We start from the raw sequence: 13787 nt of genomic DNA, 5'->3' as shown, positions 1-13787 counted from the left end.
TTGGCAGGCTCGTTGGCGTGAAATCTGCCGAGCTACCAAGAGACCCCGTCCTCATGCTCGGCACCCGCCGCGATCACCCGAACGAGACTCCCGTTCGCCTACGCCGCACAGGACCGGACCGACGAGAGCCACTCAGGAGTTGCAGCGGGGCGGAGTGGGGCTGGACTTCGCAACGTGGATGGTGGTCAGGCCGTTGGCGTGCTCGAGGGGGACCGTCACGGTGTCACGCACCGTCCAGGTGTGCGGCCCTCCGACGCCGAAGGTCCAGGTGCCTGTCACCTTCTGGGCGACCTTCGCCAGCTCGTACCAGCCGTACTCTCCGGGCTTCACAGCGAACTTCGTCTGCTCGGCCTCACTGTGCGAGTTCGACCACACGACCTTGGCGGATACCTTCAGCTTGGCCGTGACCTTGGCGATCAGCGAGCCGACAGCCCCCGTCTCGAAGCCGACCTCCAACTCGCTGCCTACCTCGTTGGAGTAGCCGGTCGTCTTGGTCCTGGTGAACACGTGGTCGAGCGGGTATGGCGTGTCGTTGTACCACACCTCCGACGCGCAGATACCTGGCAGCGGGGCCGCGGGGGCCTCGCTCTCCGCATTCCACGTGCAGGTGTCCGTTGACTTCTGGCAGGTGTTCGCCGCGTGGTCGATGGCCAGGTCCCAGACCGCGGAGTGCGGCCCCGATCCAATCGACCAGTGCTGGCCGCCGGTTTGGAGCTGGCACGGTGTGGCGATCACGGGGTCACCCACCCGGGAGTTGCGCACATCGGCGCCGAAGGCGGCCAGGCACTTGCCGGACTCGACGTTGCGGATCATGAACTTGTAGCCGGGGCCAGGGTTGAAGTACCAACGCTGTGAGGCGTTGTTCTGGCAGTTCGCGGTGACGAGCACGTCGTAGCGCTCGGCGGTCGGCTGGCTGCCGACGCAAGTACCAGTCGACTTGTTGACGATCTCGAACGTCGCGTCCGCCCGGTTCACACTGAGCTTCCAGAAGCGGTTCTCCCCGTTGTCCATCCTGTCGACCACGACCTGCTGGTTCGACAGGGCGCCCGGGTGCAGCGCGAGTACGAAGCCTCCCGAACCGCTCGCGAAGAGTTTCATGCAGTCGAGGCTCTCCTCCCGCGTCCGGCAAGACTCTGTCAACGCCGAGGCGGCATGGGCGCTCGGCGCGGAGGCGAGGCCAGCTGTCAGGGATAACAGGACGATCACCAGGGCAGTGACCGTCCTGCGCAAGGACCTGGCGCGCGTTGTGGTCATTAACGAGATCACAGAGGACTCCAATCCAATGTTTGTAGGGAGGTCCGGCGCTGGAGCGCACATGCCGTGCGGTTCCACGTCAGGCTCGGCACGGTTCACCACCCCCGACGGGTCGGGTCAGTCGCGATCGCGACCACGCCGTCATGGTCACCCTACATCGAATTTAGAAGATCTCTTCAAGATTGGATGCTTCGGCACACCGGCTCGGGTGCTCGGAACAGGCTTCGTTGACCAACGAACAGTGCGAACACGCGTTTTCGCACGTCGTTCTACCGCGAACTCGTGGCCGCCGTTGCTCCCGGCCGACCCGGCCCGGCGAGCGGATCAAGCCCCGCACCGCAGCGTCCGGCGCGGTGCTGACCGGGCGCCTCGCGCTGCGGTCGCAGCCGGGGGGGGTGCCCCTAATTCCTTCGTAGGTATCGCGGTGGTGCTGAGTGGCTTCACGGCGGTGTTCGAGTGGTGAGGTCCGTTACGCCTGTCGTCACCCCGGTCCGTGAGACCTCTGGGTCTCTGCAACACGCGCCAGAGCGGACCCCGGCGCATGAGGCGGCTCGCCGTTGAGGCGAACGGTCGGAACCGCGGCAGCGTATGTCCTCGCGTGGATGAAGTCCCGCAGGACGACCACCTGATCCCACGTTGGCGGGAACTGCTGGGGCACTGGCGGAATCTGCCGTCAGGTTCCCACGGAATTGCGCGCGGCCAATGCCTCGCGGTTACCCGCTCGACGCCAGCCGCCACCCTGCAGACGTGGACATATAACCTCTGTCGGCGGTACCACCTGCTGGAACAGCACCAGCTCGTCGGCACCAGGCATTCACGTGGGCGGACAGCATTTCCGGTCGGCAGCGAGGTGGATCTTTCCGGTAAGTGAGGCGGAGCCCGAGGCGGCGCTGCGTATCCCAGGCGAAGCTGGCGCGGGCGTTGCAGCCGACGCTCAGACGGAGCTCAGATGATCCAGGCACGTGTGGGCACAACAACGACGGCGCGCGTGCCGGACGCACCGTTTGACGGGTAGAGCTGAACCAGCATTCCATGCCTGGAGGCCAGCCTCCCGACCACGAAGAGTCCCATGTGGGAATAGACCTCTACATCAACCGCAGGCGGCATCCTGAGTTTATCGTTCAGACCCTCAATCACATCCGGCGCAATACCTAGCCCCCTGTCGAGAATCTCTATCGCCAATCGTCGATCAGGGTAAAGAATCGCAGTCATCAAGACTTTGAGATTCTCAACGGAGAACTTCGTAGCGTTCTCAAGCAGCTCGGCTATCAGGTGCATGAGATCAATGACTACCGCGCCCTCTATTCGTATATTGGGGATATCCTTCAGTTCCACTCGAGAGTAACTCTCCACCTCCGAGATGGCAGCGCGGAGCACATCGATCAAAGGAATTGACCCAGGCACCAGGCGCCGCCCCGCCGAATCATCACCCCCGAGTACAAGCAAATTCTCTCCATTCCTCAAAATGCGAGCGGCCAGGTGGTCGATCTCGAATAGACGCTCAAGCCGAGCTTCGTCCATCTCAGTTCTTTCCAGTTCCGAAATCAAGCCAACTTGCCGCGTGACCAGATGTTGATTTCGACGTGACATATTGACCAGGATTGCGTTTACATTGCCCCTGAGAAGAGCTTGCCCTGCGGCCAGATCAACTGCTTGAAAATGTAGGCCGTCAAACGCTCTGGCCAGCTCTGCTATCTCATCCGATCCATCAACCGAAATCGGTGCAATAACAGTGTCAATAGCCTCAGACGTCACACTGGAGAGGGAAGCGACAACATCAGGCAAGGACTTATTTGCAATGCGATGGACGGAGTCACGAAGAATTGTCAACCTGGAAACCATAGAGCGAACCATCGCCAGGGCAAGCGTTGCGGTAATCAGGAGAGCAAGCAACATGGCAAGCACTTCGTCAATGAGAGCCTCTTTCGCCTCCCGTGTGCTGTCCGACGCAAAATGGACAGCTCTGGCGGTTAGCATACTCTCGATTCTCCAACTTTCGTCGAATTGAACGCTTGCACCCTCCATCCAGCGATCAGGGGTGACCCCTCGGGAGGCGAGCTGCTGGTTGCTCAGGCCAGCCCCTACGTGCCTCACCATCTGCTCCATCCCGGGGGAGGTGAGATCCGAGCGCGGACTCGCCTCGAACTCGCCCCCCGAGGAACTCGACAGCTCCTTTCTGGCTATTTGCGCAAGCGATTGATACCCGACACTCCTGGCCGCTTGGGTGTGGCGAGTGACTGGGTCACCGGAGTTACGGACATCCAGCAGCATATGCATGACAATCGCCCGATTGATCGAAATTGCTTCCTTGGCCAGAGCGATCGCATACACCGCTCGCGCATCCGAGGTGACGCTACTTCCGGTACCTAGACTCAACTCATTGGTCAGGGCAAGGAGGGATGTCACGATATCCGAATACGCCTCCTCCGTATCCACCCCGGGAGCAAGGTATGCCCGCGCTCTCACTTCAGGAAGTCCGGACAGAAGACGGTCCACCTCCACAAGGCGATCATGCAATCTGCCTGCACTCGGCGCCATTTCTGCATGTTGCTTGAGAGTGAATATGGAAGCACTGGTGACCCGATGAAGATCTCCAACCAGGCCACCGTCTCGCTTTCCTGCAATGAGCGGACTCACAGATAGGTCTCGTTCGCGCTCGAGATGATGGGCCACAAGCGTTGCCACCTGAACCAGCCTGGCAGTCTGCTCTGCGGTCGAAGCAGACCGCCATTCGGCTTGATTATCTCGCAGCCGCAGGCCGCCAAAAGCCACGGCGAGCAGAACAGGAACGAGCAGGGATATAGATATTTTGGTGGGAAGCCGCTGCTTCTCCCAGAACCCTTTCCGAATGACACGGCTGCCGAGCGAGCGAATCTGGCGGTACAGTCGCTCAGCGCGCACGGTCTCGTAATAATTCTTGAGCATTCATCGACCTCCGACTTCTAGTCGCACAGTTATTCGAAGATCGGCCGTGGCATTTTCCCACTCTGGGACGCCACAGGTTGGGCGCAAGGTGGTGAACCACCCACATTGGCAGGGAAACTGACTCGCCCGGATGATGAGCTCACTTTCCTTCGGGCGCCGATATCGACCATCAGCCGCATGCCTTACCGAGGCCGGCCCGGGCGACTCCCCCGGTTGAGCTGTTCCAGCTCCTCTACGTGCAGGTCGGAGGTCGCGCCTGGCAGCACGACCCGCCTCTTGCCAAGGGTCGGTGCAGGGTGGCGCGCTGCCGCATGGTGCGGGTGGCCAGGCCGGCGCAGCAACGCATTGCTGGGGAGATCAGAGGCCGCACCCCGTGGCTTGGACCGGTGGAGGACCCCTCGCGACGTCCAGGGCTTCGCCCCACGGTCGTGAGGTGCATCCTGCGACGCCGACCCGCTGCTGCTGGAGCGGGTGGAGGTAGAATAGCCAAATATTGAAGGCTTCTTCAAGTCTTTGAGGGGTCCCTCTCGCCCGATCGCCAGCTGGGCCGAAGCATGCCCCCTGTGCATCACCGTGGCCCCGCGATCCCTTACGGATTGCACGACACCTCGCGAGCTGGGCGTGGTTGGCGGTGCGACGTGGCACCTTGGCTCATCACTCATGGACGCCGGGTTGGAACGGGTGCAGCGATCATCAGCGACAGGAGCGTCACGGCCTGTCGGCCCTGATGACCACTGAACTCGACCTCGAAATCCGCCCGTTGTGGCACGAACGGCACCAGGCCAGGCCCGTCTCACAGCTGCGGAAGCGGGCTGCCGACCGGCGCCAGAAACCCCTGCCCTGGCGCGGTCCTTGAGACCCAACACCGGGCCCGAACCACCGGGTCCCGCTCCGCCGCCCAGCCCGAACCGAAACCACCCGAACACGGAACCCGGCACCCGGCACCCGGCACCCGGCACCCGGCACCCGGCACCCGGCACCCGGACCAGCGGACACCCGGTCGCACCACAACCCACGTCCAGGCGGACCGGAACAAGGAGATGTGCGGCACACAGCACACTTCATCCAAGAGCGGTTCGAGCGAGGTCGAGACAGCACTCCAGGAGCGCTCACCGCCGAACCCCGACCTCTTCCCACTCGGGCCCGGCTGTCACCGGAGCGCGGCGAAGCCGCTGTGGGCGACGTCAGGACTGCGGTGTCTCCGTCTCCCAGGACGCAAAACCGGCGACGCCCGCGACTGGTGATTGCTGATGTGATCACGACCTTGGAGCGCTCCCAGCCATCCCTCCTCGTCGGGCTCAGCCCGGCGCGCCTACGGGCAGCTGGTGACGACTCTGAAGCGTGAGGGACAGACGCGTTAGGCAAGAGTCGGCGGTGGAACCCATCACTGGAAGATCAGGTTGTGCTGGTCAGACGTACGGCGCACTGACTTGACGGTGCGTGAGCCAGTCGAGGTGTTCGGGGTACCCAGGGCGTCGTCAGGTCTTGCCGTTGGCTGCGCGCGCACCCGACTCACGCCACCTCGCGCAGTCTGTACAGCACCCGGCATTCATCCAGAGCAGTTGTCTGATGGTGTGACCTTGAGGTTCTCTTCCCACGCTGCGTGCTCTTGATCGTCCATGGCGAAGGCTATGAACAGAGCGCGAAATGCAGCGTTCGCCGCCTCAACATCGTCGGCCCGAAGACCTACAAGGTGGTACAGGTTCAGCCCCTCGGCCAGGGCTGCAAATGCGCGGGCGCCGGCCTCTGGCCGCCTGGCACCTGCTGCCCGCAGGGCCACTTCGGCGACATGTTCCATACTGCGAACGATGCCGGCCAGCGCGTTGGTCTGACTCGGGTTGCGCACAGCGTGAAGGAGTACTTCGTAGCGGGCCAGTTCCAGGGCAGGTGAGTACGTGGTCAAGAGCTTGGAGAATTCGGCAGCAACATCCGCCGGGCTGGCCTCGCCGCCCTCGAACCGCTGAGCGAGGGCTTCCAGGTGGGTATTGAGATTCTCCGCGATGAGCTGTATCGCTTCGACGGCCAGCTGGTCGATCGTGCCGAAGAAGTAGGAGACGGAAGTGAATGGGCACCCCGCGCGTTCGGTGACCGCCCGGTGAGTAAGGCCCGCGATACCTTGCTCCGCCAGGACCTCGAGTGCGGCGTTCAACAGTTCTTCACGGCGGCGTGCGCCTTTGGCGTAGCGCTTCTCAGGGTTGGGCATGTCTTTCATTCTAGCAATGTTGTAGACATCTTCAACATTGGGGGCTAGGGTGGAGAGGTACCGCCCATCTGCTACGACCCCGCAATTACTACGCGTGGTGTCCACCCGGTTGCACGCAGTGTCGCGCGCCACCCTCCGCAGACCCTTCCACCTCCATCCGGAGGGACGTCATGGCGTTTTATCGCACCTCTCAGGACGCCGCCCGCGCTGTGATCTATTTGCGGTGCTACCCGTATGACATGTGGCGCATGGAGCCACATCGTAAGGCCTTGGCCCACCTGGCTGGACTCCTGGGGCACCCTGAGGCGCCGGTCTATCTCGACAACGGATATCGCTCGGGCGTAAAGCTGCCGGCACTCGAACAGGTGATCACTCTCGCGGGGGCAGGAGCGTGCCGACTTCTCCTTGTGCCCGGTCCGTTTGTCTTCTCAATCTACGAGAGAGAAGCACGTTCCATCACTCGCCGCATCACCGCGGCAGGGTGCAACGTGGTGCAACTGCCCTGACGATGCGCAGGACTCCACGGCCGGATGTCCCACGAGCTGGTGCGTGGTTGGCGGTGAAACGTGGCACCTTGGCTCGTCGATCATGGGTGCCGGGTCAGGAACTCGACGGGTGCAGCGATCTCAGCAACCCGAGCGTCACGGGCCTGTCGGCCATGACGACCACTGAACTCATCCCCGAGCCAAAGGCTTTGCGGCACGAACGGCGACAGGCCAGGCCCGTGTCACAGCCGCGGAAGCGGGCTGCCGACCAGCGCCGGACAACAGGCGACCAGCTCCTCGCCAGGCCGTCCATCTCAGCCACGCAACCATCACGACATCCTGGTCTGCCTCCACACCACCCATACCCGGGCTGCCCAACAGGTCCGCCCCTGCCCGCCGACCCGGACCGAAACGGACCGGACCGAAACGGCCACATCATGAGCCCGGGCGGATACCCCAACAACCACGGCCACCAGCAGGCCCCGGACTCCATGCCGTGGCACCACGAAGCCCCCCACTATGCCAGGGCCGAGGGTGCAGGGCCTGCCTCACCAGGCCCTGCACCACGATCCCGCCGTGGCGGCACCACGGGCACCGGCAGCGTGACCGTCAGCCGCAATGCCGCAAAGGCATCAGCGGGCACTACCGGGCAAACGGGAGCGACCGGTGCCACCCTCAGGTACGGTCCGCCTTGCTCGGGGCGGGAATCCTGCTCATCTTTGTTGGGCCATAGCGCCATTGCCCGTTCCGCTTGCGCGGTGATGGTCAGCGAGGGATTCACGCCCAGGTTGGCCGAGACGGATGCTCCGTCCACCACCGAAATGCCGGGGTAGCCGAAGAGACGATGGTACGGGTCGATGACGCCGTGCTCCGCATCTTGGCCGATCGGGCAGCCGCCGAGGAAATGCGCGGTCAGGGGGGTTCCCATCAGTTCGCCAACGTTGCTGCTCGCGGTGCCGTTGATGGATCGCGCGAGTAGTCTGGCGCCCTCTGCGGCCTCGGGAATATGGTCCGGATTGGGCTCGCCGTGCCCCTGCCGTGCGGTGAGCAGGCCCTTACCCAGCCCTTTGGGCCTGAGGCAGGTGGTCAGCGAGTTGTCGTGGGATTGCATGACCAGTCCGACGATGGTCCGCTCCGACCAACGGCGGTAGTTGATCATCCGGACCGCATCGCCGGGCCTGCGCAGGTTGGCTCCGATGAACTGCAGCCAGCGCGGCAGTCTTCCCCCGTACGGGATTTGGAGGATGGACAGCGGGGCCATCGCGTTTGATCCCTTGCCGTACCGCACCGCTTCGATGTGAGTGGTCTCATCGGGGTGGATGGAGGAAGTGATCGCCACTCCCCTGCTGAAGTCCACCCGCTTGCCGAAGTCCACCTTGGGACCGCTGTGCTTCCTGCGGTAGAGCCGGTCCGAGGTCGTGGCACCCACCAGCGCCTCGGAGTTGGTACGGGTCAGTTCACCCAGCTTGGGCGAGATGCGCGGCAACAGGCCGGTGGCCCGCATCCGATGCAGCAGTGTCTGGGTGCCGTAGGTGCCGGCCGCGATCACAACCTGCCGTGCGCGGAGCACCGTTTGCCGCCCCTTGCGGCGCTGGTCGGTAGGGACGGTGATGACACGGTAGCCACTACCGGGCTCCTCGGCGACTGCGACGACTGTGGTCATCGAGTGCACCACCGCGCCGGACATCTCGGCGAGATGCAGGTAGTTCTCATTGAGGGTGTTCTTGGCGCCGTAACGGCAACCTGTCATGCATTCCCCGCACTCGGTGCACGCCTTGCGGGATGGTCCCACGCCCCCGAAGTACGGGTCCGGGGCAGACTGGCCGGGATCGACGCGCACCGCTCCATCGGCGTCCTCACCGTCACCGAAGAACACCCCTACGGAGGCCATGCGGAAGGTATCGCCGACTCCCATCTTCTCCGCCACGTCCTGGAGGTGGATATCACAGGGGGTCATGGTCCGGGTGGACCGCGTCCCGAGCATCCGCTGCGCTTGGTCGTAGTACGGTTTGAGCTCTTGCGCCCAGTCGGTGATGTGCCCCCACTGTGGGTCCCGGAAGAACGCTGTGGGCGGCACGTAAAGGGTGTTGGCGTAGTTCAGCGAACCGCCACCCACGCCCGCGCCGGCGAGCACCATCACCTTGCCCAGGAGATGGATGCGCTGGATGCCGTAGAACCCCAGCGCCGGGGCCCAGAGGTAGTTGCGCAGGTCCCAGGAATTCTTTGGCAGGGTCTCGTTGGTGAAGCGGCGGCCGGCCTCCAGGACACCGACGCGGTAGCCCTTCTCGGTCAGGCGTAGCGCCGACACGGATCCGCCGAAGCCGGAGCCGATGACGATGACGTCGTAGTCGAGGGCGGGGACGTTCCCGCCCTCGGCTGCTTCGGGATGAGCAGTCTGCTCATGGGTGCGCTTGTCTGATGACATTGGTACCTCCATCGGCTGCGTCTGGGCCGGGCGCGGATCGTGGTCGGCGGCGGCGTGCTGTGTGAGTAGTGCCGGCTGGGCGAGGGCGCGAGGACCTCTCTTGCGGATCTTGTCGGCCGGACCTGCGTGGTCCGGCGCCGTGTATCTCAAGGCGGAGGTTTCTTCCCCGTACTGGAAGTACCGAGATGCCCCGACAACGCAGCGAGGTACGGTGTCGGACGGCGCGGACGGGACAAGATCCGAAAGAGACGGGCCCAGGCGTGTCGTCAGGGGGACCTCGCGTCGGATCCGGTGGCTGAGTCAGCGGAGGCGGAGCGCCTTCATCGCGTGCAGGCTTCGGCTGAGGAACGACGCGTACTTCTCGTCGTTCATGCCGAAGGCGGGGCCGAGCGGGAGCAGGCGTTGGTGAGCAACGGTTTGTGCCTCTGTGTACTTCAATATGCCTTCGGAGCCATGGCGGCGGCCCAGGCCCGAGTCGCCCATGCCGCCCATCGGGGAGCGGACGCTGCCGTAGGCGGCGGCGTAGCCCTCGTTGACGTTGACCGTTCCGGCCCGGAGTCGTGCGGCGACCGCTCGGGCGCGGCGCCCGTCGGTGGACCAGACACTGGCGTTGAGTCCGTACACGGTGGTGTTGGCGAGCGCGACCGCCTCGTCCTCGTCGGTGAACCGGTAGACCGAGACCACTGGGCCGAAGGTCTCCTCCTCGTGGATCGCCATCCGTGTGCTGACGCCTTCCAGGATGGTGGGCTCGTAGAACAGCGGGCCGATCTCGGGCCTGTGGCGGGCACCGGTGATCACCGTGGCCCCTTTGTCGACGGCGTCCTGGACGTGGCGGGTGACGGTTTCCAGCTGGCGTCTGGAGACCAGGGATCCCATGTCTGCGCCGTACCCCAGCGGGGTGCCCAGCCGCATGGCCCTGGTCCGGGCGGCGAAGCGGCTCAGGAAGTCGTCCGCCAGGGATACATGTACGTACAGCCGCTCTATGGAGACACACAGCTGGCCAGCGGAACTGAAGCAGGCGCGGACCGCGCCGGCCGCCGCTTTGTCCAGGTCCGCGTCGTGGAGCACCAGCATGGCGTTCTTGCCGCCGAGTTCCAGAGAGCAGCCCACCAGCCGGGCAGCGGCGCTGCGAGCGACCTCGCGGCCGGTGCGAGTGGAGCCGGTGAAGGAGACGTAGTCGGCGCGTTCGACGACAGCGGGGCCGATGACATGGCCCTCGCCGACGACGACCTGCCACACCTCTGCCGGGAGGCCGGCCTCGATCAGCAACTCGCGCGCCCACAGGGCGGTGAGCGCGGTCTGGCTGTCCGGTTTCATCACCACAGCGTTTCCCGCGACGAAGGCGGGCAATGCGTCCCCGACCGAGAGCCCCAGAGGGTAGTTCCAGGGCACGATCTGGCCCACGATCCCGCGCGGCTGGCGCAGCTCGGTGACCTTGGTGAGGGACGGGATGACTCCCAGGTGTGCCTTGGGGCGCAGGTAGGCGGACGCGTTGCGCCCGTAGTGGCGGGCGGCGACGCAGACGCCTTGGATCTCCTCGTGGGCGTGCAGCCGTGTCTTGCCGGTCTCCAGCTGAATGATGTCCAGGGCCTCCGACTGCCGACGCAGCAGCAGGTCGTGGAAGCGGAGGAGGACCGCGGCCCGATGGCGGACCGGGGTGGCGGCCCAGGCTTGCTGGGCCTCGCGGGCCCGCGCGAAGGCGGTGTCCACGTCCGCAGAGGTCGATACAGGCAGTTCAGCGAGCTTTCCCCCGGTGAACGGGCAGTAGTTGGCGGTCAGGCTCGCAGTGGCCGAGCCGCTTGAGACCGCGTGGCGCGTCCCGGTCACCACGCCGCGTACGAGGCGGGCGACCAACTCGGGTGTAACAACGTCGAGAGCCGTCCGGCTGCCGGGATCGGCAACCGGATTGCCGGCGGTGGACACGTCGCGCCGGGCGCCGTCGAGTTGGGCGTCACTGGTGGATGTGCTGTGTGCTTTCATCGTGGTCCGTTCGTGTCCAGATAGAGGACGGGGCCGGCCCCCAAGCGTCCTACGGCGTTCAGGGCGAGCAGGGCGGCCATCGACTTGGCGGTGTAGACGGGTTCGAGGACGAGGTCTTCTGTATCCGCGGCCACTTGCCGTGCGTGTTCTCCGTCCTCTGTCGCGTGGCCGTAAGCCGGCCCGAGCCAGTCCCGTACGACGATCAGGCCGTTCCTGCGGATGTCGGTCGGCGGAAGGTCCGCTCCGAGCGACACGAGCACCTTCTTGGTGCGGCAAGCCAGCCGGACGAGGCTGGGTGGGTCCAGTCGCAGCGTGTCGTTGACGACGACGGCGACCACCTTGGTGTTGCGCAGGCCGCACAGTTGGAGGCCGAGCAGCAGTCCCGCTGCCGTGCCTCCGGATCCGACGGCGGTGACGATGTGCGACGGTTCGGGGAGAACTTCGCAACGTACCTGGGCGGCGATCTCCAGTGCTGCCTCGACATAACCGAGTACGCCGATGGGTGACGAACCACCCGGTGGGATGAAGTACGGCAGTCGGCCGCCAGTCATGTGACGGGCGGCCAGGAAGGGCGCCAGCGCGAGGGTTCTCGCCTTCGTGTGCGTGAAGTGCACGGTCGCACCGCTCTGCTCCAGACGTGTGAGCTGCGCGCGTACGTGGTCGTCGACGGGCTGGTCAATCAGGGCGAGTGCCGTGTGCAGGCCCTGGTCGCGTGCGTACAAGGCGGTCGCCAATCCCCAATTGGTTCCCAGGCCGCCCACGGTCAGGATGGTGCGCCGGCCTTGACGGAGGGCGTCAGCCAGCAGCCATTCAAGTTTGCGTACTTTGTTGCCGCCCCATCCACCATCGCCGAAGGCACCCTCGCACTTCATCCACAGGGGCGCGGCTCCCGTGGACAGTCCCGGGAGGCGACGCACAGGTGTGGGAGCCGATCCCAGGCGTAGGTGAGGCAGTGCCTCCCGCAGCGCCGGGAAGCGCTGGTGCAGAAGCGGGACCGAGGGGCTCATGCCGGTTCACCTGCACCGACCGGGCGGCCCAGGACGCGCCTGATGTGATCGTTGGTGAACACCCCGTGAGGGTCAAGGCGAGCTCGCACTGCCTGGAAGCGGTCCCAGTGTGGATACTGGCGGCGCAGCATGTCTGCGGTGAGGAAATGCCGCTTGCCCCAGTGCGGCCGTCCACCGAAGTCGATCATGGCCTGCTCCACGGTTCGGAAATACCGCTCCCATGGGATGCCCGCGAACTGATGCACGGCGATGTAGCAGGTCTCACGGCCGCCTGCCGGACTGAGGTACGCATCATCTGCGGCGACAAAGCGGACCTCCAGCGGAGTGGGCACATCGAACTCGTGCCTCTCGGCGATCTTCATGACGGTCCGCACCGCCTCGGCGGCGTACGCACGCGGGATTGCATACTCCATCTCGGTCAGGGGTACTCGGCGTGGCGTTGCGAATACCCGGTAGGAACGGTCGACGTACCTGGTCGTTCCTGAACAAGCCGAGGCCAGCCGGTTCAGCGTCGGAATCCACCCTCTACGTGCTCGACCGAGCAAACACACACCCAAGTAGGCATGATTGGTCAGGAGCATGTCATGACACCATGCCCCGGCTCTTGATCGCGGACGAGGGGCGGCCGAGGTCCGGTTCCAGGTCTTCGTCATGGCCAACTCGCTGTGTGGGAAGGCGAAGAAGCCGAAGTGGTCGTTGCTGTCGACGCGCTCGTCGAGGCTGCGCAGAACCGTCTCCAACGGCGCAGTCGTGTCCTCGGCACTGAGAGTGAAAGCCGGCACGGCCTGCAGCGTCACCGCAGTGACGACACCCAGGGCACCCATGCCCACCCGCGCGGCCCTCCAGGCGTCGGAATCCACCCCCTGACCGACTTCCAGGATGCTGCCGTCGGCGAGGGCGAGCTCGATCGATTTCAAGCCTGCGGACAGGTTGGGCAGCGCAATGCCGGTGCCGTGAGTGCCCGTCCCTGTCGCGCCGGCGATCGACTGCACATCGATGTCGCCGAGGTTCGCGAACGCAAGACCATGGTCGTACATCACCGCACTGAGCGCTCCCAGCGATATTCCAGCCTCGACACGTACCAGACCGGTCGCCGGATCGATGTCGAGCACGCGATTCATGCGCTCCAGCGACAGTAGGGTCCCATCGGTCAACACGCCGTCGGTGAAGGAATGCCCGGCTCCCGCCACCCGGACCGTGCGGCCGGCCACTGCCGCACGGCCAATGGCTTCTGCCACCTCCGCCGGAGCCCCAGGCCTCTCGAACACCGCTGGGTAACAGCTCTGATCACCCGCGAAATTCGTCCACACGTGCCTCTTGCTCATGCCCACTCCTCAACAAAAGCCCGCACAGGGAGGATCGTCGACGCGATGTCGAGCCACCGGCCCAATTGATCACGATCGCGACCACGCCGATATCTCCACTCTACAGCAAATCTAGAAGATACCTTCAAGATTGTGGGTGCCACTGCAGCGTCCCAAGGCGACCACCGGACAATCCGCCCTGCC

Annotated in this window: 7 protein-coding genes; all 7 read right to left on the bottom strand. The window is 64.7% G+C overall.

Going from position 1 to position 13787, the window contains the following annotated elements:
* Window positions 1-132: 132 nt before the first annotated feature.
* Complete coding sequence (locus tag OHA84_RS35530; protein WP_266967474.1) at window positions 133-1098, bottom strand: RICIN domain-containing protein; 966 nt, start codon at window positions 1096-1098, stop codon at window positions 133-135.
* A 1101-nt stretch (window positions 1099-2199) separates the two neighbouring features.
* Entirely contained in the window at window positions 2200-4179 is a 1980-nt protein-coding gene (locus OHA84_RS35525) for a nitrate- and nitrite sensing domain-containing protein (RefSeq protein ID WP_266967475.1), read from the bottom strand.
* 1549 nt (window positions 4180-5728) lie between these two features.
* Window positions 5729-6391 carry a TetR/AcrR family transcriptional regulator gene (locus tag OHA84_RS35520; protein ID WP_266967477.1) on the bottom strand — a complete coding sequence of 221 codons (663 nt, stop codon included), beginning with the start codon at window positions 6389-6391 and terminating at the stop codon, window positions 5729-5731.
* Window positions 6392-7384: 993 nt separating this feature from the next.
* Window positions 7385-9292, bottom strand: coding sequence for a GMC family oxidoreductase N-terminal domain-containing protein (locus OHA84_RS35515; protein WP_266967479.1), 1908 nt, complete (start codon window positions 9290-9292; stop codon window positions 7385-7387).
* A 300-nt stretch (window positions 9293-9592) separates the two neighbouring features.
* Window positions 9593-11272 (bottom strand): succinic semialdehyde dehydrogenase, encoded by a 1680-nt coding sequence (locus OHA84_RS35510; protein WP_266967481.1) that lies wholly within the window; start codon window positions 11270-11272, stop codon window positions 9593-9595.
* On the bottom strand, window positions 11269-12279 hold the full coding sequence (locus OHA84_RS35505) for a 1-aminocyclopropane-1-carboxylate deaminase/D-cysteine desulfhydrase (RefSeq protein ID WP_266967483.1): 1011 nt from the start codon (window positions 12277-12279) through the stop codon (window positions 11269-11271). Before OHA84_RS35505 ends, OHA84_RS35510 begins: the two co-directional genes overlap by 4 nt.
* Window positions 12276-13604: a D-arabinono-1,4-lactone oxidase gene (locus OHA84_RS35500; RefSeq protein ID WP_266967485.1), complete on the bottom strand. Its 1329-nt coding sequence runs from the start codon at window positions 13602-13604 to the stop codon at window positions 12276-12278. The genes OHA84_RS35505 and OHA84_RS35500 overlap by 4 nt, the downstream gene beginning before the upstream one ends.
* Window positions 13605-13787 lie beyond the last annotated feature (183 nt).

Source organism: Streptomyces sp. NBC_00513 (assembly GCF_041431415.1).
In the GTDB taxonomy this organism is placed as follows: domain Bacteria; phylum Actinomycetota; class Actinomycetes; order Streptomycetales; family Streptomycetaceae; genus Streptomyces.
Note: the sequence above shows the minus strand (reverse complement) of the source record. Positions and strands in the feature narration are given on the sequence as shown.